This window comes from Brevibacillus borstelensis (assembly GCF_037834415.1).
Classification (GTDB): Bacteria; Bacillota; Bacilli; order Brevibacillales; family Brevibacillaceae; genus Brevibacillus; species Brevibacillus borstelensis_A.
In genome coordinates, this window is sequence record NZ_JAUMSJ010000053.1 from 1 (window position 1) to 25,464 (window position 25,464).

Consider the following 25,464-nt stretch of genomic DNA (forward strand, 5'->3'; position numbering starts at 1 on the left):
CAATTTACTTAATATTTCGGGAGGAGGGTAGTTCTTGCTAATCGCACAAGGGAAATTAAGAAAGCCCCCAAGTGGAGGCTTATTCAAACTAATTGGGATCATATTGGTCACCAGCACCACCACCGGGGCTGGGGGGCTCGGGGCGATTACCCCACAGGAATGCCATGACCACCACCCCTAGGATCTTTAAATGCAAGAGCAGCACTAGAGACTGACATAACCATCACGATTGCTAAAGCAATAGCTAAATACTTTTTCATAGTTTCACTTGATTGCTGAATATTCGGAAATACAGTAACGCACTTGGGGTTTGCTGTAAACTCATAGAGGGACGAGTTATGAGATTAACAAAATATTTCGGGAGTAAAAAGAAAAGCCCCCTCGCAGGTGTATATTGCACAATAGAAATGCCTACTATTGCAGCGTAAAAATGCTCAATACAGATACAAAAAAGGCACTTGTCAGCATCACCACTTCCTCCTACCGTTAGGTTTGCGACAACTTAGCGAAGGAGAATGGAAAGGATGCTGAAAATGCCTTGGTCCCCCGTAAACAACGACACACAGGTGTGCGCATTTTCCAACGTTGTGTGACGAACATCAATTCACAGGCGGACAACGTACGGTTTTGGCCTATGTGAAGAAACGAAAGAGTGAAATGGACCTTGAGCGTGCCAAAACGTACGAACGGCTGGAACATCCGCCGGGTGAGGCACAAGTTGACTTTACCACCATTGAGGTATGCAAAGAGCACCGATTGCTCACCATACAAACTGCTCGTGATGTCTTTTCCGTACAGCAATGCCGCTTTCGTCTATCCGACACCAGCGAGAATCAGGAATGCTTCTTGGAGGCGATGAAGTTGTGCTTTGAAGAAATGGGAGGGGTTCCACAACGAATCTGGTTTGACAATCTCTCCGCTGCCGTTGTTCATATCGAGAAGCATGGCGAACGGCAATTAACGGAAGGCCTCCAGCGATTTTGCGCTCACGCATCGCAGATTTGTGGGAGGACGATCACAGGAAACTGCTTACCTTGCCGGAGTATAGATTTGAGGCCTTTCGCTGGGAAGTTGCAGTGGTGAACAAGTACGGAGAAATTCGGGTGGATGAAATGACGGTTCCGTTGCTGGGGATGGCAACCCCCGGCAGCGAGGTACTGATCCAATCGTACTGGGATCGCTTCGTCATTCTAAACGGCCAACACCAGCAGATTCGGGAAATACCCAGACCTTATACGGGACGAACGATGGACGTTCCGTGGTCCCAAGTGTGCGCCGGATGGCTGAGAAAACCATGCAGCGTGTCGCACTCGCAGTTTCACCGTATGCTACCGGAGATCTTACAGGCGTATGTGACCGTGAAGGATCTGACGCAGCGGAAAGATCGTCTTCAGGCACTGTTGCATTGGTTCGACATATACACCATCGAACAGATTCAGGAGACAATTGCTCAACTAGGCCAAGACACACCGGTTACTCGCATCACGGCCGTGCTAGGCGTAAAATACGGAAGTCGCGACCTGCCCGTCACGTGGGAGGAGACGCTGTCCCCTCCGGGAACTCGCGCAGAAGGTTCCCTCCAACGTTATGATCAACTTGTGGGGTTGATCTGAGATGCCGACAGAATTGGGAGATTTGTGCCGACAACTCCGATTGGCGCATGTCGTGGACTATGTATCGATATCAGCAGAATGAGCAGATTCGCGGCATTGTGGAGCAAATCCTTATTGCGGAACTGGACGGTCGCCGTCGTGCCAAACTGGGAAAGCTTGTTCAGCAGGCTGGGTTCCCACATAGTAAGACAGTCGAGGGGTACGTGTATGACCATATCTCTTTCCCGAATGGCAGTAGTCCGGAGCTTCTCCGGGAATTGGATTGGCTCGAACGCAAAGAGAATTTGCTCTTAATGGGTGCCGTAGGCACAGGAAAAACTCATATGGCAACAGCACTTGGCGTGGAGGCTTGTCGCCGGGGCAAGGCGGTACAGTTCTACCGGGCTTCCGATTTGGTCTCTGTGCTTCAGGAAAAATTTGCGGCGGGGGCACTCAGCCGATTTCGAGAGAAATTGAAAAAAATAGATTTACTCATTCTTGATGAAGTCGGCTACGTCCGTTTAGCCAAACCGGATCTGAGTTATTGTTTAACGTGATTGCGGATTGCTGTGAGCAACAGAGTGTGATTATATCCTCTCATTCACGGGCGAGAGTTTCCGCTTCAAGCAGGCAATGGATAGGATTCCTCTGTAGTTCCAAACGGCTGGCAAGTGCTTAGGCAATTTTGGCTGCAAAACTGAGCATTTTCTACTTGCAAAACACACCTGCAGCCCAAGATCAGGAACTATGGGCGTGGCATATTGGGAACAGCCGGCTCCGACAGTAATTGGAAGCAGCGATGTACATTCCGGCACATCCGCCGTTTCTGATCCGAGACCCTTCCCGACTGATACTGATCGCGGCGTTTGGATCATAATTGCCGAGGATGGCACATGGCACAGACCGCTCACAACATATGAGCTGGCGATGCTGCAGGGGTTCGATACCCATGTGCCGGATGGTCGACCGTTTCAACTGGATGGTTGCAACGATGCCAAGGCTCAGGAGTACATCGGAAACGCAGTGCCGCCGACAGCTGCAGAGGCGATGGGAAATGTGATTCTGTTGGCTGCAGCAAAAGCGGAGGCAGGTGTCGGGTTTGAATTGAGTTGGGAAGAGATATGGGTGAAGCCAGAAGAGCAACGAGAGGCAGCACACCTGATTCATTAACAGACTCTCAATTATGTTAAATGGGGGATAAAGAGGGAAACTCGATAAACTTGAGCCTAACTTCATGCTCAATAGGGCACCTGACAAATGTGATCACAAATCCCGTGAGATCTCCACCGACGGCAACGATAGTAACACTCTTCATCCAATCGTACTCTTGGTCGTATATACGGGAGACATATCGTTTCACAATCTTCATGAGGCGGACTTACACGTCTACATTCAGTCATACATTCGTCATAGTTACTAGGAGGTTGACGAAATTCAACCAATTGACCATTTACTTTCTTGAATCGCTTAGACTTAGATTTTTTCTTTTTCAAGTGATATCACCTCCTGATGACGTTCTAAGATAGTGTACGAACGCAATTATCCTTTTGATTGGCCAAATGTACTCATGTATCGAAAATGTACGTATCAGTATTCAGGAACGTCACTAGCGTGGGATGTAAGCTGTGCAATGGGTTAGGTATTGGTGATAATGTGTAAAAACTTAGAAAATTAGCGATGTAACAAATTGCTCATTTTGATAAAGTTCCATATGGTTGACTCGAAATGGACCGGAGGCTTTCACATAACGGGACAAGCCCTCTGAAGCTTTTCGAATCGTATAATGATTCACCCAGTTCGCACTTGGCCCATCTCTCTTCGCATACCCCCTGCAACGAATCCAAGATTGCCGCAGACACATTCAGCCAAGGTCTGGAGACTATCTTACATCACAAGCAGTTGGGCTCGGCAGCTCTTCATTTTCTCACGCCCATCCTCCGGATATACCAGCCGCGTTTATGAAAGGAGATGGACCTGTATTTCTGGGCCAGTCTGATGATTCGTTTACGAGTAAGTGATGCCGGTTTTGATGAAGAGAAGCTTTTGTTAAGGGAACTTCTTACAACCAGATGACCGGGGTAGTGAGCTTTCACGAAGTTACCGTAGGTTTCGAATTCGGAGAAGCCGGCATAACTCTGTTTGTTGGTCTTCTTGATAATCGCCCAGTACCACCTAGTCTTATGCCTGGCCTCAATTTTACGCTTCAGTCGGGAGAGCTTCGATTTGTCGAACAGCATATAGTGGGCAACGAAAGAGCGCGAGGCGGTTGGCTTGGTCCCCAGTAATTTCTTATAGGTGCGAAAATACTCGGGACGACTCCAGTTACGGCAGTAAAAAACGGTTTTCCCGTTGACGAGAAAGACATGAGGGCGGATGAGAATGGTGTCGGCGTCAATCACAAGATAATACCTTTGCTTGGTCAAGTTTCCTCCCGCCAGCTTCAACAATTGTTGGAGCAGCCAGCCTGAGCGATTGGTGCGTTTGGTTTGGTAGCGAATGTCTTTTTTTGTAATCGGTAGGACGCGTTTTTCATTGATGAAGGTGCAGTTTTTACGCCGGCAAAGGGCTTGGATTCGCTTGCTTGGTGGCGATACAACCATGATCTTACCGACCGGATGCTTCACTTGCTTACGGATACTGTCAATGACATAGGGAAGAGTGCCAAGGTCTTTCTCAATAGCTGGGATCAAGACATCAATTTTGATAGAGCTGTTTAAGGTGCTTTTCGCTGAACGTGTCAACTTCTCAACTCCTTTTCGCTAAGCAGTTTCAAGCATATGTGTCTGAACAGGTCAGCCAGAGTGTCCGACTTTCCAGATAGGATATGATTTTCTTTCTTAGGGTGAATATGACAGATATGGAAATCCTGCTAAATGGGTGTTTGTCTGCCATCTTGAGTCAATGAGTAAGTATTTATTGTTCAAAAATTTACGTAAAACCCCTTTGAAACTCTCCTCACTTTGTCTCGTCGAAATCGTTGACCTACAACAATGGCAGCTCGATCGGACTCCGATGGTACTGACTGGATAAATACGTTTCTTTGAAGGTAGACCGGAACAGATGGAGCTGGCAGACAACCAAGAGCGCGGTGATGGCCGCGACGAAATCCGACGAAACCGGCAAAAGGCGTTTGAAGGAGGATAGATTGAAAGTCGATATTAATGGTCTTTGACCATGGAAGCCCTATCCAAGTTCATATCGGGGAGGAATTCATTCACATTTTAACATTCTGTGTAGGGAGATAAGGAGGAACAAGGAATGAGCGAATACAGGATAGATGTGAGCGGTAGCCCTGTGTCAAACTGGCGTGACTTTAAAGCTGTAATTGAAAAACAGAAAAGCCCTTTCGACGAGTATTATTTCGTTTACCGAGAGGATTGGATGGAAAATTTGAGAACTCTATGGATGAAATCAAAGTCTGGGAGCTGATTCCGGAAAGTAAGGTTGATCGCTGGCCACGACTTTATGGGGACTCTAAGCCAACCTCGATAGTAGTGGATGGAGAGAGGTACTATCGCAAAGCGAAAAAAATATGCCCTGAACACTCAATTGCAATCTCGTTAAGCTGAGGTCTTATCACAATAATTAAATCCTATAAAATCATTACATCGCAAAAATAAAAAAGGCGGTTCATGACCGCCGTGGATTTACTTTTTGCGACAAATTGGACGAACAATTCTTTTTGTAAGTACTGTTTGAGCATCTCTTACAGCTCTTGCAAATACTAATGGCCTCTCTAATTTTTCATAGTGAATATACCAAATGTTTGGATTGGTAAACAACCAGTGATTATGAACTGCTGTAACCAATATACCGTGCTTTCTAAGTCGTGAAATAAAAGGATTTATTTCTCCTGTGAGTATAACGGTTTCGCCTAGACAAAGAGCTTTACCATTTGTGCCAATACTCTCAAATGAATGCAGTTGTGGGATTGTAAGAGCGGATCTCGACCTTCTACCTAAAATCGTGGGTCTTATGTTGGTACGGAGAGCCTGAGCAGTACAAACACCATTTATAACGGTAGGCATTGCATTAAGAATTGCTGCAAATCTACGACAAAGTGGGGTAATCGCCATTAAACACATCCCCTTTTTGATCAGATATCTCTAGGTTATGTAGCGCATGTTTGGGGAGTAAGGGCAATAAACCCAGGGTAAATATCTATATTTTAAAACTTAAAAAGTGAATAGGACTGGCAAAAGTAATGTAAACACAACGGTAATTGAATAAAGCCTCCAATGGGAGGCTTACTCAAATTATCTGGGTTCACATTGGTGAAGGGGTTTTTTGCCACCACCACCCCAGCCGCCGCCACCGCCACCACAATTGGGTTCACTGTATGCAAAAGCAGCCGTAACTGACATTACCATAACGACTGCTAGGGCAGAAGCAAAAAGCTTTTTCATAAGTATCACCTCCTTTGCAGAAAGTTCTGATAATAGTGTAACTCAGTTTCAAATTTTTGTAAAATATTGATCTATCAACCATTGGAATTCTTGCCTATGGGAACTTAGCACACGATTTGTTAAAAGGAAGGGGAAAGGCATGCAGAAAGTATTTTGGATACAATACGCTCACAAAGTTACCCGCAGGGTAAGGACGGAAGAAGTTTATGCGGTGAGCGAGCGCGACTTGCACAGGCACATCCCTAAAGACCATGAATTGATCAATTGGGGTGAGGTTCAAATAGGGATTGCGTTCTGATGTTTTGCATAACAATCGATTTGATAAATGGAGGGGAAGCTCTATGAATGTGTACGAGATCAATGGACACTTTATTGCTGCGGAAAGTGCTAACCAAGCGCTCGACTTCTATTTGGAGGAAACAAATTTTATTGACGAAATCGAGTTCGGGGAGATGCCAGAGGGAGAGATGGAGACAATCTCTATCTCATGTCGCAGGGTGCCAGATAAAGAACTCGTCAAAAAAGACATCCCGTGCTGCGAGGACGGCTGCGCCCGCTGCGACGATCTGAATGATTACGTGTATGACTCTTTGCAAGACGTGCTGGATAAAAGCATCAACTTCCCTTGCACGCTTGCTGTAAGTTCCTAGCGGTGCTATACAAAACATTACTTTTGTAAACAAGTGTACGAATTCTTCCACTAATATCACTTTGGTAGAGGATCAGCAGGTCCAGCAGGAGGCGGCAGGGAAAAAAGTCATCTAAAGTCTATCCACATACTGTTTTGCTTCCAGTAACGACATACCAAAAACGACTCTAGCTGTTTTAACCGCCTCAACATATTTTCCTTCAGCAATAAGAAGACGCAAATCATCATTGATTTTTTCAGTCCATTCTGCGTGCTTTGCTATTTGAGAAATAAAGTAGTCTAGGCGTGATTGCATTTCGTTAATTCGGAAGTAAAGATACAGAATAACTAGAATAAGCAATCCAAAAATCGTATATTCCATAGTTAAGCTCCTCCTCATTATGTAAAACGTATCCACAGGGGAGATGCAGGACAGGTCCTCTTCGAAAGAATAGTACGAAAAACGTTAAAAAAAGTTGCAATTAGTGAGGATATAAAAACACACGATTTTTAATGGAGGAGGGTGGGGACTGACCCCCGTCCGTAGGACAGGGATCAAAACACCTTAGCCAATTAAGCAGCCAGTTGCCGAAATTCAATGGGTGACTGGTTGTTTAGCTTCGTTTGAATGCGAATTGAGTTATAGTAATGAATGTAGTCTTGAACAATCTGTACAACGATTGCCGTCGTTGTACAGGTAAAATCTTCGAGATAGAACGTTTCAGACTTTAGCGTGGAATGGAACGATTCTATGGGGGCATTATCTGCAGGTGTACCCTTACGGGACATACTCATGGTAATGCCCTTTTCCTTTACAGCTTGTTGAAACGCATTGGATGTATAAACTGACCCTTGATCACTATGTAACATGCAGTTGGCTACTGCGGGCAGCTGGTGCAATGTATCTAAAACCAAACTTGTATCTTGTGTGTCTCCAATACTGTATGCGATGATCTCTCCGTTGTACAAGTCCATGATGCTAGATAAATACAACATTTTACTGCCGAAAGGCAGGTAAGTAATATCTGTAACTAGCTTTTGCAGTGGTTGTTCCGCAAGAAAATCACGTTTCAAAAGATGATCAGCGACCTGGAGCGGTTGTCCGGTTCCCTTTCGCTTTTTCACTTTCACTCGACATTGCAAGCCTTCTTCTCTCATAATCCGTTGCACTCGTTTATGATTCACTTGCATCTCTAGGCGTAAAAGTGCTGTGATTTTTCGGTATCCATAGCGAAATTTATGTGCTAGGCACAACTCACGAATACGTGTGAAGATTGGTTTCGAAATCTGTTGTGTATTCCTTTGATTTTTCCACCGATAGTAGGTGGAACGAGCCATGCCCAGCCATTGACACGCTTGTTGTACAGAGACCTCTCCCTTTATGGAATCCATCCACTGGACGGCTGCTTCTGGTGACACCTCCTTTCCCGCTCCCTGTACTTTTTTAAGACATCCAATTGTTGCTTTAAAAAGCGATTCTCCTGTCGAGGAGCAGGTATTCAAGTCTTACCGGGACTGGCTCATGAACGAGATATTCAACAAACGGCTGTTTCCTTCCATCGGTGTCTACCGGGTAAAAGCTGTCCTTCACGGGCCGAAGATTTCCGACCCGGATGAGTGAAAGGCGATGTTGTAATACCAATAATGATTTGAATGGTTGGTACGGGATTGCGATAGATAGTGGAGAAGTAAATCAGTAATAGTAAAAGCCCATTCAAACGAATGGGCTTAAAATTTATAAATATGTTATTTCATTGAATTGGCAATTTTTATCATCCCGTCTTTTGATAAAGATGAACTATTCATTTCGATAAACGTACCATTTTGAATCCACTAAAGTAATCCACCAATAGGTATTGTTTTTATTTCCAGCCCCCATTTTTGTGACGCATTCTCCGGTAATAGAATTTGGAAATCAACTTTTTTCCGAAATTGCTTAAGTTCGCTTTCTGCATCACTCTGACTTTCTGATACACTAGTAGCATTTATTCTGACGTCTGAGACAAAAATTAAGGTTACCATCAAACAAAGACCCATTAAAAGTTTGGTAAGAAAATTACCATAGAGTTTATTTTTCATAGAACCATACCTCACAAATTAGTGTATTCGCATCTAGATACTGTTTAATATTGAAAAATCAAATAAATATGATTCCAATCGTACACAAGAAATTTTAAATTTCTCGTACCAGTACAGACTATTGTCCCAAATGAACCACCACTGAACTGGTTTCGATTAGATAAGCCGTGGGCACATAAAGGGCGGTCTTGCCTCGCCCATTGGCCAATTTTTGCTAAAGGATGTCTGGTATTTTATGGGCGTTCATAAAATGATGAAGCAATTAACATAGAGTAAAGAAAAAACCGCTCAACTTTAAGAAGAGTCGGGTTTAATAAATTGACACACTAGGTTGTAGGGAGAAGCCTGCACCTTGTTTTTTATCTACCGTACGAAGAGGGTTATTGGTGTCGGCACCCCCAATATTATTTGATCGCGCTTTACCATTTGATACTATGTGAATAAATAGGCTAATAAATATGGATAACAAACCATAACGCCCTCCCAGTTGTTTACATACGATGGAATCGAATCCAATAGGGAGGGATATCTGTGAAAGATAGGCTAAAGTATCATCTGGAAAAGGCGAACTTATATGGCTTGTTGGCGAAATTCTATGAGCATATGGATCCAGAAAAGCATTGTTATTACTACAAAAAACATTTCTATCATGAGCAAAAAGTGGTCCAGTATCACAAAGAAATGAAAGGCAGTAAGGAATCATCATATTATTCAAGCCAAATGTGCGGCGGTTGTGGCCTCTGATTACAAACAGACACTCCTTGAAAATCCCATAGAGGGGGATTTCCAGTTTGGATGGTCCATTTCAGTCGAAGATATTATCTATGACCAATAAAATAGATTTAGAGTTACGTCGGAAGCAACTGTTAGAGGAAGCCGTCAGGCCGGACATTAGCTGGGACTCACGAATGGCAATGTACAAAAAAATTGAATTGGTAAATGAACGATTGATGCAATTAGAGTAGCTTAGCCAGAATCATCAATAGTGGGAAGCCCGAAAAACGATGTGCCAGACTTTATCAAGGAAATAACAGAACCAACATGAAAGAGCCCTCCTAGATTAAAAGAGGAGGGCATGAGTTTAGGAGAAAAACAGTAAAGGCATATATTATAGAAGAAACACCTTCAATATTGGGGACGATGGGGACGAGTTGGGGACCAAAGCCATCATAACGCGATATTTTTTAGTCTGATTTACCATTTTAATTTCATTAAAAACCCTTGACCCATCAGGTTATATCATGATAAACTCTATTTTGTCAGTCGGGCTCGACCAGATTTCGGTTCTGGCGGGAGACCGTGGGGGTTCAAGTCCCTTCACCCGCACCATAGTGACTTGGGACTGTTTGCAAATTTCATCTAGCAACACTATTATGCGGACGTAGCTCAATTGGTAGAGCGTCGCCTTGCCAAGGCGAAGGTCGCGGGTTCGAGCCCCGTCGTCCGCTCCATTTTGTGCCCTTAGCTCAGCTGGATAGAGCGTTTGACTACGAATCAAAAGGTCGGGAGTTCGAATCTCTCAGGGCACGCCATATGTTTACATTGCGACAACAGGGTAGGAATGCATCCTACCCTTTTTTTCATAGTTCCTTTCACAATTTTACAAACATTAACGATTTTTTCCTTGTAACAACAAGTGCATTATCTTACTTTAGGAATAGGTTCCCTCTCTATTAGATGAAAGGACAAGCTAAAATAAGAGAGTGACAATCGGCCCGTATCCTATTCGATGAAAAGGCCCTTAATGCACGTGATTGCCCGAAGAGGTAGAATACGCTGGAACAGGAGTTGTGTCATCCATGAACTCGATGAAACTGGATCATCCACATCCTTCAGTAGAAAAGCTGATTGCTAATATTGAAAAAGTATTAATTGGCAAACGGTCCATTATCGAATTTTGCGTGGCAGCCATCTTGGCAAATGGCCACGTTTTATTAGAAGATGTCCCAGGTGTAGGGAAAACCATGCTGGTCCGATCATTGGCAAGGTCGATCGGTGGTGAATTTAAACGAATCCAGTTTACTCCTGACCTGCTGCCGACAGATGTAACGGGAGTGGCGATTTTTAACCAGAAAACGATGGAGTTTGAATTCCGTCCCGGCCCGATCTTTGCCAATGTCATTTTGGCTGATGAGATTAACCGTACCTCACCGAAAACCCAGTCGTCGCTGCTGGAGGCAATGGAGGAACGGTCCGTTACCGTTGACGGACATACTTACCTTTTGAACTCTCCATTTTTTGTAATGGCGACCCAAAATCCTCTGGAATACGAGGGCACTTTTCCTTTGCCGGAAGCCCAGCTAGACCGCTTTTTGATGCAGCTACGCCTCGGTTACCCGACCTTGGAGGAAGAGGTGCGGATGCTGAACCGCTTTTCAGGGGAAAACCCGCTTGAGAACCTGGAGCCCGTAGTAACAACGGAAGAGCTGTCTCAGATCCAGAAGCAGGTAGCTGCTGTCAGAGTGTCTGAAGCAGTTCAGGAATATTTGGTGCGCCTGTGTATGCGAACGAGAGAACATCATCACGTGTACCTGGGAGTCAGCCCGCGCGGTTCACTTGGGCTTTTCCGGGCAGTGCAGGCGTTGGCTTTCGTGAGGGGAAGAGATTATGTGATTCCGGATGATGTCAAGGAACTGGTGCCGGTCACATTTGCTCATCGAATCATTTTGAAACCGGAGGCTCGTTTGGAGGGGGCTACGATCGACCGGATACTATCGGCGATTCTGTCGGAAACGCGTGTTCCGGTGAGCTAAGGCGGTGAACGGGCATGAAACAACAACGCTACGGGAAAATCAAAACCGCTGCACTTGTCCTCATTACGTTTGTGTTTGCCATGTTCCAGGGCGGGTTCGCCAGCTGGTTTTTGTTTTACAGCAGCCTGGTGTTTCTGGCTTATGAATTGTGCGTTTTCTTCATGATGTTTCACTCGCTAGAGGTCGTCAGGGAAATAGACCGGAATCGCCTCCGGGAAGGCGAGGATGTCGTTGTCACCGTTCGTTTGCGCCGCCGTCTCTGGTTTCCTTTGGGCTGGAACATGGTGATAGAACCATTGCCAGAACGGTTGGCTGGCGTCTTTGAACCGCATCGGCAATTAATCTTTCCTTGGTTTAAAAGAGAAATAGAGTTTAAATACGTCATTCCCGGGCTGCCTCGGGGGTATTATTGCATGACCGAATGCGTGGTGAGCGGCGGAGACTTCTTTGGATTCGTTGAACGGAAAAAAACCATTTCGCTTTTTAATGATTTTCTCGTTTACCCTTCCTATCAGGAAATGACCCATTGGGCGTTGGGAGACGGAAGCTTCAGCGGGACGGTTCACGTCGCTCATCGCCGTTCGGATGACGTAGCCGCAGTCCGAGGTATCCGCGAGTATCATCGCGGCGACAGACTGAGCCAGATACATTGGCGGGCGTCAGCGCGCGGGACAGGTCTCAAGACAAAAGAATTCGAACACCAGGCGATGAATCAGGTGCTCTTTTTTCTGGATGTAGAAAAAGCGCATTACGAGACCCAAACGCCGCAGTTGTTTGAAGCAGCCGTAAAACTGACTGCGAGCCTCGTCGCTTACGCAAACCGCAACCAGTATCATTACGGATTGATGTACAAGCAAAAAGAGCGTATCGCGATACAGCCAGCCTGTTCTCACACCCATTTTTTCCGGATTTTTGACCAGTTGGCCCGTGTGATGGCAGAAGGGGTGGACAGCTTTGCCCGGATCGTCAGCCGGGAAGCGTTGGAGCAGCCTCCAGGGGTTACGCTGGTCATAATCACACCGCGTGTCGACAAGGAGCTGATAGCCAGGTTGGTACAGTTGTCGCAAAAAGGGCGGCATGTCCATTTGCTGCGGATACATGCACAGGCTGTTCAGACGCCGGAGGAGAAGCAGGCTATGCAAATGCTGGCGGCGAGCAAGGTTACGTGCAAATCGGTGCACCTGGATGACGTGGAAGCCGGGAAGCGGATAGGAGGTGCCTCGTAATGAGTGTTTGGAGACGCCCCAAAGGATTAGAGTGGCTGGCAGCCTTGTTTCTCTTTCTGATGCTGAGGGAGTGGCTGCTGCCTTTGAGCGAGCTGACCGATACCGGGACACTTTGGCCGTTCTATATGATCGCGGCGGGTATCCTGTTGATCGACTTGGTCGTTCCCTATCGTTGGTTGACTTTTCCGGTCAAGCTGTTCGGGATTTTATGGATCATCCATTGGCAATTTTTCGCAACGCCGTTAGTAAGCACAGAGTGGCTTTATGAGGTGTATGCCAGTCTGGTGCGTGATGTGCCGCTGGCTATTCACCAGGAATGGACGTCCATGTCGCTCATCTCTCGCAACCTGTTGTTTAGTCTTATGCTGACCGTATTGATCTCGATGGTCACCTACCTTGTACTGGAGCAGCGTCAGGGTCTCTGGTTTGTTTTTTTGACTGAGCTGTATTTGGCGGTGTTGGATACGTTCTTGCCATACGAAGCGGATGGAGCGATTATCCGAACGCTGATTTACGGGTTTATGCTGCTTGCGGTCGCTCATCTGACCGCCATTTCCAAGCAGGCTCCGATCGCCGGCAAGAGGCGCTGGACGTTGTGGAATACGCTGATTGCACCGGTGTTGATTCTCGCAGTCGTGGTAAGCGTCGCCTACGCTGGCCCGAAAAAAGATCCTGTTTGGCCGGACCCGATTGCCTATTTAACCGGAGGGACGGAGGGGCCAGGAGTCGGCACCATGAAAAAGGTGGGCTACGACAATAACGACGAAAACCTCGGCGGTCCTTTCCAACAGGACGAGAGATTAGTCTTTGTGGCGATAACCAATGAGCGCACTTATTGGCGAGGAGACTCCAAGGATATTTACACGGGACGGGGATGGCAAAAAGGAGAGCGGGAGTATGAGCGTATTTTGTACCCGCAAACCTATCAGTGGAAGCAAATGCTGTTTCATGGAACCGAAACAAAAGACGTGCATGCTACATTGGACTTCTCCAAAGGGGAACCGTACTATACGCTGTTTTATCCAGGGCAGCTGAAGCGCGTCGCAAGCATCGAACCGGATAACGCCACAATGGTGTATGACAGGTCCAACCAGCAGTTGGAAGTCCGGGCGGGGAAAGTCAACATGAGAGCTCCCGAAGGTGAAGCTCAGTCTGGAGAGGGAGCGTCTACTGAGCCGCCGAATGAACAGTCCGGGCTGTCAGCAGGCGAAACGGCGGTACAGCCGGGAGAAGCTCGGACCGGGCTGCAAGCAGGCGAAGCGGCGGTACAGTCTAAGAACGCTCAAACGGTTCCATCTGCAAGAACCCAGCCTGATCAGCCGGCAGAAGGGGCGAGCGCACAAGGGACAGAAGGGCAAAACACGCAACCGGTACAACAACGTCCTGCTGCAGAGGCGCCGAACAGGGTTTTACTGAAGCCGGAGGTCTATCAGTTGGAAGCGGAAGTGCCGATTATCAGCGAAAAGGCAATCTTGCAAGCAGGCTCTGACTACCCGGCTGACATCAAACGACGCTACCTGCAACTGCCTGGCGAGTTGCCTGACAGAGTGAAGGAGCTGGCTCTTTCTGTCACCAAGAACGCAAACACTCCTTATGAAAAAGTGCGTGCGATCGAGAATTACCTCCGTACGGGAGGAGATTATAAATACGAGACCAAGGATGTACCCGTACCGGCACCGGGGCAGGACTTTGTGGATCATTTTCTGTTTGAAAGCCGCAGGGGCTACTGCGATCATTTCTCTACCTCGATGACGGTCATGCTGAGAACGATCGGCATACCGGCGCGTTGGGTCAAAGGATTTGCTCCGGGCAGCCGTGTGGGCAACGTCAGCGGTGGCAGCGAAGTTATGGAAGTACGAAACAAGGACGCTCACTCCTGGGTAGAGGTGTACTTCCCCGGACAGGGCTGGATTCCATTCGAAGCGACGAGCACCTTCTTGTCACCTGTTCGCATCAAATACGATCTGCATACTTCGGAACAATCCGTAACCCTGCCGGTACCGAATCTGCAGGAAAATACGGCAACAGACCGGAGAGATCATCGCCTTGACGAACTGGAGGGAGCGGACAGTACTGCCCGGCCAACATGGAAAATCCCGTGGCAAGCAAAAGCGGCGGGGATTGTGCTGCTCGCTGCAGGCGCTTATTTGGCTTGGCGGAAAAAACGGGTGATCACTTATTGGTGGCTTCAGCGCCAAATGAGAAGTCAACCAAGCGAACAGTATTCGGACCGCTACAAGCTGCTGCTTCAAATGATCCAGCATTTGCATTCACGGCGGGAACCGGGCGAGACCTTGCGGGAGTATGTGAAGCGAATCTCTTTGACAGGTGACAAACGCCAGGACCTGCAGTACCTAACTCATCTGTATGAGCGTTTCCATTACGGATGCAGGGAAATAGAGGAAAAGGCCCGTTCAATTGCACAACAACTCATTGATCGGCTTACCCAGCAATTGAAGCCTTGAACTATTATCTTCAGTCTGCTAGAATTTCCTTCGAATACTCGTATAGTCTCAGGAATTGGCCTGACAGTTTCTACCGCTCGACCGTAAATCGAGCGACTACGAGGTGAGGACTTCGGATTTTTGTACATGCAACCGCAAAAGTGTACACAAACTGGGACTCTGCCTCCGCTTTGTTTTGTCGGAGGCGACGGTCCCGGTTTTTTTACAACCTTGGGCGTTTGGGAAACGGGGACATAACATACGTTCCCAAAACTTGCGGTTGGCCAAGGTGAAATTTTCGGCAATAACCTGGCGGAAACAGGAGAAGGAGGATCACATGAGCAAGCCAATGGAAATGGTCGTCGTACTTGATTTCGGAGGGCAATACAACCAGTTGATTGCCCGGCGCGTACGGGATCTCGGGGTATACAGCGAACTGGTCGCTTACAATACACCCGTGGAAAAAATCAAGGAAATGCAACCGAAGGGGATTATTTTCTCCGGTGGACCTGCCAGTGTTTACGAGGAAGGGGCACCCAAAGTAGATTCGGCAATTTTTGATCTGGGTCTGCCTGTGCTGGGGATTTGCTACGGCATGCAGCTGATGAGCCACATGCTGGAAGGAAAAGTGGAGCGTGCCGGCAAACGGGAATACGGAAAAGCCGAGCTTCGTCTGCAGCAACCGCACAGCCTGTACGAAAAATGGGGAGAAAATGAAATCGTCTGGATGAGCCACACCGACAAGGTCGTGGAGCTTCCGGCCGGGTTCCGGATCGATGCGGTAAGCGACAGCTGTCCCGTGGCAGCCATCAGCCATCCCGAGCGCAAGCTGTACGGGGTGCAGTTCCATCCGGAAGTGCGCCATACGGTGAAAGGTAACGAGTTCATCGCCAACTTCCTGTTCGAAATCTGCGGCTGCGAAGGCAACTGGAGCATGACCACGTTTATTGACGACGAGATCAAGAAGATCCGCGAGACGGTCGGCGACAAAAAAGTTCTGTGCGCTTTGAGCGGCGGGGTTGACTCCTCGGTTGTGGCAGCGTTGATTCACAAGGCGATCGGCGATCAACTGACATGCATGTTCGTCGACCATGGACTGCTCCGCAAGGGAGAAGCAGAGGGCGTTATGGAAACATTCGCGAATAAATTCTCGATGAATGTGATCAAAATTGACGCCCGCGAACGTTTCCTCGGAAAATTGAAAGGCGTAACCGATCCGGAGCAAAAACGGAAAATCATCGGTAACGAATTTATTTACGTATTTGACGAAGAAGCGAGCAAGCTGAAGGACATGGATTTCCTCGCGCAGGGCACACTGTATACAGACATCGTGGAAAGCGGTACGGCTACGGCTCATACTATCAAGTCTCACCACAATGTGGGCGGCTTGCCAGAGGATATGACCTTCACCTTGATTGAACCGTTGAAAACACTGTTTAAGGACGAAGTGCGCAAGCTGGGAACAGAGCTCGGATTGCCGGATGAAATCGTATGGCGCCAGCCGTTCCCCGGACCAGGTCTTGGCATTCGGGTATTGGGCGAAGTTACAGAAGAAAAACTGGAGATCGTTCGTGAATCGGATGCTATCCTGCGCGAAGAGATCGCAAAAGCAGGCCTGGATCGGGAAATTTGGCAATACTTTACGGCACTGCCGGATATGAAAAGCGTCGGGGTAATGGGTGACGTTCGTACGTACTCCTACACAGTCGGGATTCGGGCCGTTACCTCCATCGACGGAATGACTGCAGACTGGGCGCGGATTCCGTGGGATCTGCTGGAGAAAATTTCGACTCGGATTGTCAATGAAGTGGAGAACGTGAACCGGGTAGTTTACGATATCACGTCCAAACCGCCGGCAACCATTGAGTGGGAATAGACTTTTGTTTTGAATGGGGGACAAGCTGTCAGATCGGTTTGCAGCTCCCGGCTGAATGCGATAAAACCGGATATTGATTGACAAGGGATTTTTAACGTTCGTATTTTCCGTTGACAACTTCTTTTTTGCCTGCTAAACTTTTCGTTGTGAAAAGGTAAATAAGGAAGGTTCGTATATTCTCGGGAATAGGGCTCGGGAGTTTCTACGAGGTCGCCGCAAACGACCTGGCTACGAACAAGGCGTCAACGGGGATTAGAAACGTTAAGGTACTTATTTTATTTATGGTTTCCCGTCTGTTTTGTTCGGTAGTCGAGGTGTATGGTTGCGCCTCGGCTTTTTATTTGCCGTAAAATAATCTGGGGGGACATTCCGGTGCGGAAGTACTTCGAATTTGACAAGCTGGGCACCAATTATCGTCGTGAAACGATTGCTGGTATCACTACATTTCTCGCGATGGCCTACATTTTGGCTGTCAATCCGTTCATACTCAGCGGGGCCGATCTTCCGCCCGAGCTGAAAGCCAACTATCCGGAATTCGGCGCTATTTTTACGGCTACAGCGCTGGCAGCAGCGATTGGTACGCTCGTCATGGCGTTCGTCGGCCGCTTGCCGATCGCCCAGGCGCCGGGAATGGGGCTTAACGCGTTCTTTACGTATACCGTCGTGCTGACGATGGGGATTCCTTGGCAGCAGGCGTTGGCAGGGGTTTTTGTCTCCTGTACGATTTTCTTGCTTCTGTCGCTCACCGGTATTCGGGAGGCCATCGTAAACTCAATCCCGCAGGGGCTGAAGTACGCGGTGTCCGCAGGGATTGGCTTGTTCGTAGCGTTTGTCGGTTTGAAAAACGCAGGAATCATCATAGCCAGTGACGCGACGGTGGTTACGCTGGGGCATCTGACTTTCCATCCGGATATGGATGCCGCGCAGGTATTGGCTGTGAAAAATGCTTTGCTGGCTGTTTTCGGTCTGGTTTTGACGGCAGTCCTGATGGCGCGCCGGGTGAACGCCGCGATTTTCGTCGGGATGGTTGTGACGGCGATGGTGGGGATGATTTTCGGGATCGTGGAACTTCCGAAGCAAATCGTCGATACTCCGCCAAGCCTTGCTCCAACCTTTGGTGCGGCTTTCCAGTACCTTGGCGATTTTTCTTCGCTGTTTAGCGTGAAAATGCTGATTGTCGTTTTCACCTTCCTGTTCGTGGACTTTTTCGACGCGACGGGAACACTGCTCGGCGTAGCGAGCCAGGCAGGTTTGCTGAAGGACGGCAAGCTGCCTCGTCCGGGGAGCGCGCTGGCGTCTGACGCGATCGCCGGTATGGCGGGAGCGGTTCTGGGAACGTCGACGACCACCAGTTACGTCGAATCGACGGCGGGCGTCGCAGCGGGCGGCCGGACCGGATTTGCCTCCGTTGTCACCGGAATCATGTTTCTTCTGGCTCTGTTCTTTTTCCCGCTGCTCTCCGTCGTGACGGTAGCTGTAACAGCGCCGGCGCTAGTGATCGTAGGCGTACTGATGGCGTCACACATGGCTCAGATCGCGTGGAGCGAAATGGACGAAGCATTCCCGGCGTTTCTGACAATCCTGATGATGCCGCTGACCTACAGCATCGCTTCCGGGATCGCTGCCGGCTTCATCATGTATCCGGTCATCAAGGTGTTGAAGGGAAAAGGACGCGAGGTTCATCCGGTTATGTACGCGCTGTTCTTCGTCTTCCTGGCGTATTTTATCTTCTTGCGAGAATAGATGGACAAACGGCAAACCGGTTGTCGCCCGAGAAATGGCGGCAGCCGGTTTTTTTATGGATGCTTGCGCTTTGGCAACCGCGTGTTGTATGATAGGAAAAATTCTGTTCAGGAGGGATGGACCGATGATCGGTCTTCGCGCATTCCTTCAACTGCATCACCATCACTAGAGCGTTTGTATCTACGGAAAAGCAATTTTTCCGCAGGTGCAAGCGCTGTTTGTGCTTGGTGCCTGCGGTGGCAGAAGGAAAGCCATGCGGGCGTTTTGTCTTCGCATGGCTTTTTTGCGTTTTCGGATGTGCAAGTAAGCAAGACAGGCAAGCAACTGAAAAGGAGGAACGGGTGTATGGAAGGGATTTTGCGCAACGTCAAAGGGACAAAGGATTTTATGCCCGAGGAACAGGGACTTCGCAATACGATTCGCAGGACGCTGGAAGAGGTATTCGCCTCGCACGGCTGCAAGCCGCTGGAGACGCCGATGCTCCAGCATTACGACCTGCTCGCTTCAAAATACGGAGGAGGTGCGGAAATTCTCAAAGAGGTGTACCGGCTGACCGATCAGGGGGAGCGCGATTTGGGCCTGCGCTATGATTTGACCGTCCCCCTCGCCAAAGTGGTCGGAATGAATCCTGAAATGCGGATGCCGTTCAAACGGTACGAAATCGGCAAGGTGTTTCGGGACGGTCCGGTCAAGCCGGGTCGATTCCGCGAGTTCATCCAGTGTGACGTAGATATCGTCGGGACAACGTCCATGCTGGCCGAAGCCGAGTTGATCAGCATGACTTTTGAGGTCTTTGAACGGCTCGGTTTGGACGTTTACATCCAGGTGAACAACCGCAAGCTGATGTCAGGCCTGCTGCGGGTGATGGGGATCGGAGAAGAGCAGGCGGCAGATGTGATGCTTTCGCTCGATAAGCTGGAGAAGATCGGCGTGGATGGCGTGTGCGACGATTTGCGGGAGCGGCAGATCGAGGAGCGGGTTATCGCGAAGATAGCCGAATTTCTGCAAAGCGGGGAGCGGTCGCTGGAGGGATTGGCAAGAAGGTACGACGAACCATTGGTGCAGGAGGGAACGGCAGAGCTGCAGGAGCTGTTTGCGCTATTGCAAGGAGCGGGTGTCGCCGGCGAGGTTCGGTTTACTCCCTTTTTGGCCCGGGGGCTTAGCATCTACACGGGTACGGTGTACGAGATTTTTTTGAAGGACGGCAGAATTTCCTCCAGTATCGGCAGCGGGGGGAGGTACGACAAGATCATCGGCCAGTTTCTGGGGGACGGACGGGAGTATCCGGCCGTTGGCATATCGTATGGCCTCGACGTCATTTTGACAGCGCTCACGATGGGGAGTAACCCTATTGAAACCCGAAGTGCGGATGTATTTGTCATTCCGCTCGGGACAGAAGCCGAAGCGTTGGGACTGGCCAATCTCATCCGGAAATCGGCCGGTCTGCGGGTAGAGGTGGAGCTCATGGGACGCCGCTTGAAAAAAGCGCTGGATTACGCCAATAAGGAACGAATCCCGTATGTGCTGATTTTCGGGGAAAATGAACGGGCCGCCGGGACGGTGGTCGTCAAGAATATGATCAGCGGCGAGGAGCGGACGATCCGAATCAAAGATGACTGGATTTCCATTTTTATCCAAAATTGAGAATTAGCGAAACGGCGGTATGCCTGAGAATGCTGCGGGCGGCGCGGAAAAGAGCGTTTCCGTGTCCCGGCAGGAGGAGCAAGCGACAGAGGACGTGACTTCTTATGTGGCCGATGTGAAAATCGATCCGGCAAACAAGACAGCAATCGGCAAGGTGCACATCCGGTTCACACCGCCAGACCCGGCTTATGCGTATCTCCACATCTATCCTTTTCTGTTTGCCAAGAAACAAACAGGGCTTTTATGGCAAGAAATTTTTGGGAAAAACGCGGTGACCGGAACGTATCCTATTACCAAACTGTCCGTCCAAGGAAAGCCTGCCGCCTACCAGGTCGACGGCACGGTCGCGAAGGTAAAGCTCGGAGATGGCAAGGCTGCCACTGCGGAAGCGGGCGAACTTACAGATGCAAAAGCAAGTTCAGTGGAAAATGCACGGGTTGACGGACAGGCGAATGCGCACGTTAGCAAACAGACACTTCCGGCTGGCACCACGACCCATATGGCCCTGTGGGCGACCCGTTTTATACGGAAACAGCGAATTACGTGCAGCTGACCATCCCCGCCGGGTATCAAGTCGTCAGCACAGCGACGGACCGGAACGGGGCAGGAAAAGCGCTTATGCCACGATGCCTTCCTGGAGGATGGTCCGGTCCCCGGCGGCGGAATCTACCTCGGCTACCGGATGGAGCGGGCCAAGCAGTCGGACGTGTACGCGAAGCGGGGATTGGCAGTCTGGCAGCCGCTGGCTCGGTTTCCCGACTGGAAGAGCTACAGCGATCTGGTCTATGCCAGAGGCGGGATGATGTGGTGGAAGCTTCGTTCGGAGTGGGGAAAAGACCGGCTGCATCAAATCTTGCGCGAGTACGTCCAAAACCATCAATACAGTCTGGCGACGGGAGACGAGCTGGTCGAGACGCTCACAGAGGCTGCCGGTGAGGATGCAGCGCCGTTCGTTGACTATTGGCTTGGAGTGGATTTGGACAAAAAGAGCGAGGCGGAAGCCTGGATGAAAAGAGGAAGGCCGTTTCGGATACCTTAAAGGCGAATGTTATTTCATTTACCATTGTTTATCGTTCGGTTTGTCTGTTGACAGTCCAGCTTTTCCCCTGTTACACTAAACATGTTGAAAAAGATAGCAAGCCCAGGCGCTCCTGTTTACGATTGTGAGAGGATCGGTTGGGTTTTGTCGTTGATTGGGCTTGAAACGAGTGGCCGAAGTTCATCTGCACGAAAAGCGGCGACTCCGTTTTCTATGATAAGATAGGACATTGACGGAAGAGGGGCGAAGTAGACAATGGTCAAACCGTTGGTTGGTGTCATCATGGGCAGTACGTCAGACTGGGAAACGATGCAGGACGCTTGCGCCATTCTGGAGGAATTGCAGGTTCCGTATGAAAAGAAAGTGGTATCCGCACACAGGACACCGGATTTGATGTTTGCCTATGCAGAGAATGCGAAGCAGCAGGGGCTTGAAGTCATCATCGCGGGAGCGGGGGGTGCGGCCCATCTGCCTGGCATGGTGGCGGCCAAGACCGAGCTTCCTGTCATTGGCGTCCCGGTGAAATCGTCTATCTTAAACGGACTTGATTCTCTGTTATCGATCGTACAGATGCCAGGCGGCGTGCCAGTGGCTACCGTCGCCATCGGCAAGGCTGGCGCTGTCAACGCGGGTCTGCTGGCCGCGCAAATTCTCGGGATCAAGTACCCCGAGATTCATGAGCGCTTCGTGGCCAGGAGAGAGGCTGTGCGCGACAGGGTGCTGGGGGATAGTGAACTGGCATGAACAATCGAAATGAGACACGACCGAATCAGAACAATCCGATAAAGCCTGGAGCGACCATCGGCATTTTGGGCGGAGGTCAATTGGGACGAATGATCGCGCTTGCTGGACGAGCCATGGGGTATCGGTTCGTCACGCTGGACCCGACAGAGGATGCGCCGTGCGGTCAGACAGCTGACCGGCAAATCGTCGCCCGCTACGACGACGTGGAAGCGGCTTTGGAGCTGGCCCAGGCAAGCGATGTCATCAGCTACGAATTTGAGAATGTGGACGCGCAGGTGGCCGAGGTGCTGGAATCCCGTTCCTATGTTCCGCAGGGAAGCCGTCTGCTGCGCATTACGCAGCACCGCGTTCGCGAGAAGACAGCGATCCGCGATCTGGGCATTCCAGTCGCGCCGTTTCGCGTCGTCGACAGCACGGAGAGCCTTCGACAGGCCGTGGAGGAACTTGGCTTGCCAGCCGTGATGAAGACGGCGACCGGCGGATACGATGGGAAAGGACAGTGGGTATTGCGGTCCGAGGACGAGCTGGACACAGCATACGAGACGCTTTCCAAGGCAGGGACAGAGCTGATCGTCGAGCAATTCGTCCCCTTTGTCATGGAGCTGTCCGTCATCGCCGCCCGCAATCCATCGGGCGAGCTGGCTGTTTTCCCGGCGGCGGAAAACGTGCATGTGGACAATATCCTGCACCTCTCGATCGTACCGGCTCGCGTGCCGGAGGAGGCGCGTGCACGGGCGGAAGAGATCGCCCGGACCATCGCGGAAAAGCTGGACGTGGTCGGACTGATCGCCGTCGAGATGTTTCTTTCGGCAAACGGGGAACTCTATGTAAATGAACTGGCGCCTCGCCCCCACAATTCCGGACACTATACGATGGACGCCTGCGTCACATCGCAATTCGAGCAGCATGTGCGGGCCGTCTGCAACCTGCCGCTGGGATCGACGGAGCTCTTGTCTCCGGTGGTCATGGCAAATATACTGGGAGAGCACCTGGAGCCTGTATTGGAGCGGATCGAACGTCTGCCCCGAACCGCCAAGCTGCACCTTTACGGCAAAGCGGACAGCAAGCCCAAGCGGAAAATGGGACACATCAATGTACTGGCGCCCACTGTGGAAGAGGCGCTTGCAGAAATCGAACGGCTGGAAATATGGACGAACAAAGCGGAGGGACAACAATGATCGAACGTTACTCAAGACCGGAGATGCGTGCCATCTGGACAGAGGAAAACAAATTCAAGGCATGGCTGGAAGTGGAAATCCTCGCCTGCGAAGCGTGGTCCAAGCTGGGCGTCATCCCCGCGGAAGACGTGAAAAAGCTGCGTGAAAACGCCGGCTTTGACATCAAGCGCATCTATGAAATCGAGGAAGAGACCCGTCATGACGTGGTTGCCTTTACCCGTGCGGTATCCGAGACGCTCGGCGACGAGAAAAAATGGGTGCACTACGGACTGACCTCTACCGATGTGGTCGATACGGCTCTCTCCTACCTGATTCGCCAGGCAAACGAGATTCTGGAAAAGGACCTGGAGGATTTCATTCAGATTTTGGCCGACAAGGCCCGTGAGCACAAGGATACCGTCATGATGGGACGCACCCACGGCGTCCATGCGGAGCCGACTACGTTCGGCCTGAAGCTGGCGCTCTGGCACGAGGAAATGAAACGGAACCTCGCCCGCTTCCGCTCGGCGAAAAAGGAAATCGCGTATGGAAAAATCTCCGGCGCTGTCGGCACCTACGCGAACATCGACCCGTTTGTCGAGAAGTACGTATGCGAGCAGCTGGGCCTGGAGCCGGCGCCGATCTCCACGCAGACCCTGCAGCGTGACCGTCACGCAGAGTACATGGCCACACTGGCTTTGATCGCCACCTCGCTGGACAAGTTCGCCACCGAGATTCGCGGTCTGCAAAAAAGCGAGATGCGCGAGGTGGAGGAGGCTTTCGCCAAAGGCCAAAAAGGCTCTTCCGCGATGCCGCACAAGCGCAACCCGATCGGCTGCGAGAACATCTCCGGCCTGGCCCGCGTAATTCGCGGACATATGCTCTCGGCTTACGAGAACGTTCCGCTCTGGCATGAGCGCGACATCTCCCATTCGTCGGTCGAGCGCGTCATTTTGCCGGACGCGACACAGCTTTTGAACTACATGCTGCGCCGCTTCATGAACATCGTGAAAAACTTGACCGTCTTCCCGGAGAACATGAAACGCAACATGGACCGCACTTACGGCCTGATCTACTCGCAGCAAGTGATGCTGAAGCTGATCGAAAAGGGCATGAGCCGCGAACAGGCTTACGACACCGTGCAGCCGCGGGCGATGCAGGCGTGGGAAGAACAGCGCTCCTTCCGCGCGATTTTGGAGGAGGACAAGACGGTGAACTCCACGCTGAGCAAGGAAGAGCTGGATGAGTGCTTCGATTACCGCTACCATTTGAAGCATGTGGATACGATTTTTCAGCGGTTAGGATTGGTATAAGGAACAATAAAGTGAGCGAGAATCTTTCGATCGATAAAAACAAAAACATTCCTAAAGTAGACTTCTAAGAACAGTCGGGGAGAAAGATGCATCCTTTTTGAACCAACCCCTGTCAAGTAAACAAGAAATAAAAAGCAAAATTAAACAACCTGAGTTCGATATTCATACGGACTTAGGTTGTTTAATTTTTTGACAACGTTCATGGTTGATTGATTTGAAATGGCTAGAGAAGTTCTCCATGATGAATTATCCCAACAGTTTCCCTATCGGGACATGCTGGCTATCATATTATATCTTCTTCAAGGTTGTTATATGGACGGATTTATACAAGAACCCCTGATAGGGATTGAGTAGGATTTCTTGAATCTGCTTGAGAGTATATGAGAAGTTTTAAATCATTTCTTTTGCTTAGATTTTTGATGGAGGATAGGTATTATCTCTGTCCATTAAAAATCTGTAAGAGCCTTATTTTTTTGCTAGATCTTAGAGGATGGAAATTCTGTTCAAAAGATTGCTTAAAATCAAGTACGCTTCCTTTATTGCCGTAATAATGTTTTGCCTACGGGTGACGGCTTGAATCTCCATAGAAAGGCAAACTGAATTTACTTTTTGAGTCTAGCTGTCTGGCATGAATATCATAAAGGATTGGAAGGTTGTTTACAATTAAGTGATTTTATTGTAAAATTATGTAAATTGAAAATGGGCCTATGCTCCAAAAAATTTCGAACTTGTTCGGAGTGGCACCGATTACTTGACATGCAATGACTCTAGTTTTATTGGTGGCCCAAAATATGTTTGTGAGTTTCACGTATGGTCGGGC

At 49.5% G+C, this 25,464-nt stretch carries 22 protein-coding genes, 2 tRNA genes, 1 pseudogene and 2 riboswitches; of the genes and pseudogenes, 19 read left to right on the top strand and 6 right to left on the bottom strand.

What is annotated here, in order from left to right; translation table 11 throughout:
- The first annotated feature begins 1,079 nt into the window (after positions 1 to 1,079).
- From Q3F21_RS25265 to Q3F21_RS25275, 3 genes are all read left to right on the top strand, one after another.
- Positions 1,080 to 1,613: a hypothetical protein gene (locus Q3F21_RS25265; RefSeq protein ID WP_340259062.1), complete on the top strand. Its 534-nt coding sequence runs from the start codon at positions 1,080 to 1,082 to the stop codon at positions 1,611 to 1,613.
- Between the two features lie 59 nt (positions 1,614 to 1,672).
- Positions 1,673 to 2,149, top strand: a complete 477-nt coding sequence (locus tag Q3F21_RS25270; RefSeq protein ID WP_340259064.1) for an ATP-binding protein — start codon at positions 1,673 to 1,675, stop codon at positions 2,147 to 2,149.
- A 196-nt stretch (positions 2,150 to 2,345) separates the two neighbouring features.
- Entirely contained in the window at positions 2,346 to 2,762 is a 417-nt protein-coding gene (locus Q3F21_RS25275; protein WP_340259066.1) for a DNA cytosine methyltransferase, read from the top strand.
- Between the two features lie 746 nt (positions 2,763 to 3,508).
- Here the strand turns inward: Q3F21_RS25275 and Q3F21_RS25280 are convergent.
- On the bottom strand, positions 3,509 to 4,333 hold the full coding sequence (locus tag Q3F21_RS25280; RefSeq protein ID WP_340259070.1) for a DUF6492 family protein: 825 nt from the start codon (positions 4,331 to 4,333) through the stop codon (positions 3,509 to 3,511).
- Positions 4,334 to 4,850: 517 nt separating this feature from the next.
- Between Q3F21_RS25280 and Q3F21_RS25285 the strand changes: the two genes are divergently transcribed.
- The gene (locus tag Q3F21_RS25285) at positions 4,851 to 5,021 is read left to right on the top strand and encodes a hypothetical protein (protein WP_340259072.1); all 171 of its coding nucleotides are present in this window, start codon (positions 4,851 to 4,853) and stop codon (positions 5,019 to 5,021) included.
- Between the two features lie 218 nt (positions 5,022 to 5,239).
- Here Q3F21_RS25285 and Q3F21_RS25290 read toward each other — a convergent pair whose 3' ends face one another.
- Together Q3F21_RS25290 and Q3F21_RS25295 are read right to left on the bottom strand one after the other, a co-directional pair.
- On the bottom strand, positions 5,240 to 5,668 hold the full coding sequence (locus tag Q3F21_RS25290; protein WP_340259074.1) for a DUF1259 domain-containing protein: 429 nt from the start codon (positions 5,666 to 5,668) through the stop codon (positions 5,240 to 5,242).
- A 180-nt stretch (positions 5,669 to 5,848) separates the two neighbouring features.
- Positions 5,849 to 5,998 (bottom strand): hypothetical protein, encoded by a 150-nt coding sequence (locus tag Q3F21_RS25295; RefSeq protein ID WP_340259076.1) that lies wholly within the window; start codon positions 5,996 to 5,998, stop codon positions 5,849 to 5,851.
- 341 nt (positions 5,999 to 6,339) lie between these two features.
- On the opposite strand from Q3F21_RS25295, the gene Q3F21_RS25300 reads away from it, so the two are divergent.
- The gene (locus tag Q3F21_RS25300; protein WP_340259078.1) at positions 6,340 to 6,648 is read left to right on the top strand and encodes a hypothetical protein; all 309 of its coding nucleotides are present in this window, start codon (positions 6,340 to 6,342) and stop codon (positions 6,646 to 6,648) included.
- 111 nt (positions 6,649 to 6,759) lie between these two features.
- On the opposite strand, the gene Q3F21_RS25305 is transcribed toward Q3F21_RS25300, so the two are convergent.
- The 3 genes and pseudogenes from Q3F21_RS25305 to Q3F21_RS25315 form a co-directional block, all read right to left on the bottom strand.
- Positions 6,760 to 7,008, bottom strand: a complete 249-nt coding sequence (locus tag Q3F21_RS25305) for a hypothetical protein (RefSeq protein WP_340259080.1) — start codon at positions 7,006 to 7,008, stop codon at positions 6,760 to 6,762.
- A 191-nt stretch (positions 7,009 to 7,199) separates the two neighbouring features.
- Positions 7,200 to 8,107, bottom strand: a pseudogene (locus Q3F21_RS25310) (IS3 family transposase); the annotation flags it as partial.
- A gap of 352 nt (positions 8,108 to 8,459) precedes the next feature.
- Complete coding sequence (locus Q3F21_RS25315) at positions 8,460 to 8,705, bottom strand: hypothetical protein (RefSeq protein WP_340259082.1); 246 nt, start codon at positions 8,703 to 8,705, stop codon at positions 8,460 to 8,462.
- Between the two features lie 531 nt (positions 8,706 to 9,236).
- On the opposite strand from Q3F21_RS25315, the gene Q3F21_RS25320 reads away from it, so the two are divergent.
- From Q3F21_RS25320 to purB, 14 genes are all read left to right on the top strand, one after another.
- Positions 9,237 to 9,449, top strand: coding sequence for a hypothetical protein (locus Q3F21_RS25320; protein ID WP_340259085.1), 213 nt, complete (start codon positions 9,237 to 9,239; stop codon positions 9,447 to 9,449).
- A 631-nt stretch (positions 9,450 to 10,080) separates the two neighbouring features.
- Positions 10,081 to 10,156 (top strand) — tRNA-Gly (locus Q3F21_RS25325).
- Between the two features lie 4 nt (positions 10,157 to 10,160).
- A tRNA-Arg gene (locus Q3F21_RS25330) sits at positions 10,161 to 10,237 on the top strand.
- 267 nt (positions 10,238 to 10,504) lie between these two features.
- Positions 10,505 to 11,458: an AAA family ATPase gene (locus Q3F21_RS25335; protein WP_340259087.1), complete on the top strand. Its 954-nt coding sequence runs from the start codon at positions 10,505 to 10,507 to the stop codon at positions 11,456 to 11,458.
- A 14-nt stretch (positions 11,459 to 11,472) separates the two neighbouring features.
- Positions 11,473 to 12,684 carry a DUF58 domain-containing protein gene (locus Q3F21_RS25340; RefSeq protein WP_340259089.1) on the top strand — a complete coding sequence of 404 codons (1,212 nt, stop codon included), beginning with the start codon at positions 11,473 to 11,475 and terminating at the stop codon, positions 12,682 to 12,684.
- Positions 12,684 to 15,149, top strand: a complete 2,466-nt coding sequence (locus tag Q3F21_RS25345; protein WP_340259091.1) for a transglutaminase TgpA family protein — start codon at positions 12,684 to 12,686, stop codon at positions 15,147 to 15,149. Before Q3F21_RS25340 ends, Q3F21_RS25345 begins: the two co-directional genes overlap by 1 nt.
- An 18-nt stretch (positions 15,150 to 15,167) precedes the next feature.
- A riboswitch (purine riboswitch) is annotated at positions 15,168 to 15,268 on the top strand.
- A gap of 197 nt (positions 15,269 to 15,465) precedes the next feature.
- A complete protein-coding gene (gene guaA / locus Q3F21_RS25350; protein ID WP_340259094.1) occupies positions 15,466 to 17,004 on the top strand; it encodes a glutamine-hydrolyzing GMP synthase in 1,539 nt (512 codons plus the stop codon).
- A gap of 149 nt (positions 17,005 to 17,153) precedes the next feature.
- Positions 17,154 to 17,255, top strand: a riboswitch (purine riboswitch).
- Between the two features lie 121 nt (positions 17,256 to 17,376).
- Positions 17,377 to 18,747 carry an NCS2 family permease gene (locus Q3F21_RS25355; RefSeq protein WP_340259096.1) on the top strand — a complete coding sequence of 457 codons (1,371 nt, stop codon included), beginning with the start codon at positions 17,377 to 17,379 and terminating at the stop codon, positions 18,745 to 18,747.
- 345 nt (positions 18,748 to 19,092) lie between these two features.
- Positions 19,093 to 20,391, top strand: a complete 1,299-nt coding sequence (locus Q3F21_RS25360; RefSeq protein WP_340259098.1) for a histidine--tRNA ligase — start codon at positions 19,093 to 19,095, stop codon at positions 20,389 to 20,391.
- Positions 20,392 to 20,410: 19 nt separating this feature from the next.
- Entirely contained in the window at positions 20,411 to 20,944 is a 534-nt protein-coding gene (locus Q3F21_RS25365; protein ID WP_340259100.1) for a hypothetical protein, read from the top strand.
- A gap of 153 nt (positions 20,945 to 21,097) precedes the next feature.
- A complete protein-coding gene (locus Q3F21_RS25370; protein WP_340259102.1) occupies positions 21,098 to 21,430 on the top strand; it encodes a M1 family aminopeptidase in 333 nt (110 codons plus the stop codon).
- 255 nt (positions 21,431 to 21,685) lie between these two features.
- Positions 21,686 to 22,174: a 5-(carboxyamino)imidazole ribonucleotide mutase gene (gene purE, locus Q3F21_RS25375; RefSeq protein ID WP_340259104.1), complete on the top strand. Its 489-nt coding sequence runs from the start codon at positions 21,686 to 21,688 to the stop codon at positions 22,172 to 22,174.
- Complete coding sequence (gene purK, locus Q3F21_RS25380; protein ID WP_340259106.1) at positions 22,171 to 23,352, top strand: 5-(carboxyamino)imidazole ribonucleotide synthase; 1,182 nt, start codon at positions 22,171 to 22,173, stop codon at positions 23,350 to 23,352. Before purE ends, purK begins: the two co-directional genes overlap by 4 nt.
- Positions 23,349 to 24,644, top strand: coding sequence for an adenylosuccinate lyase (purB, locus tag Q3F21_RS25385; protein ID WP_340259108.1), 1,296 nt, complete (start codon positions 23,349 to 23,351; stop codon positions 24,642 to 24,644). The genes purK and purB overlap by 4 nt, the downstream gene beginning before the upstream one ends.
- Positions 24,645 to 25,464 lie beyond the last annotated feature (820 nt).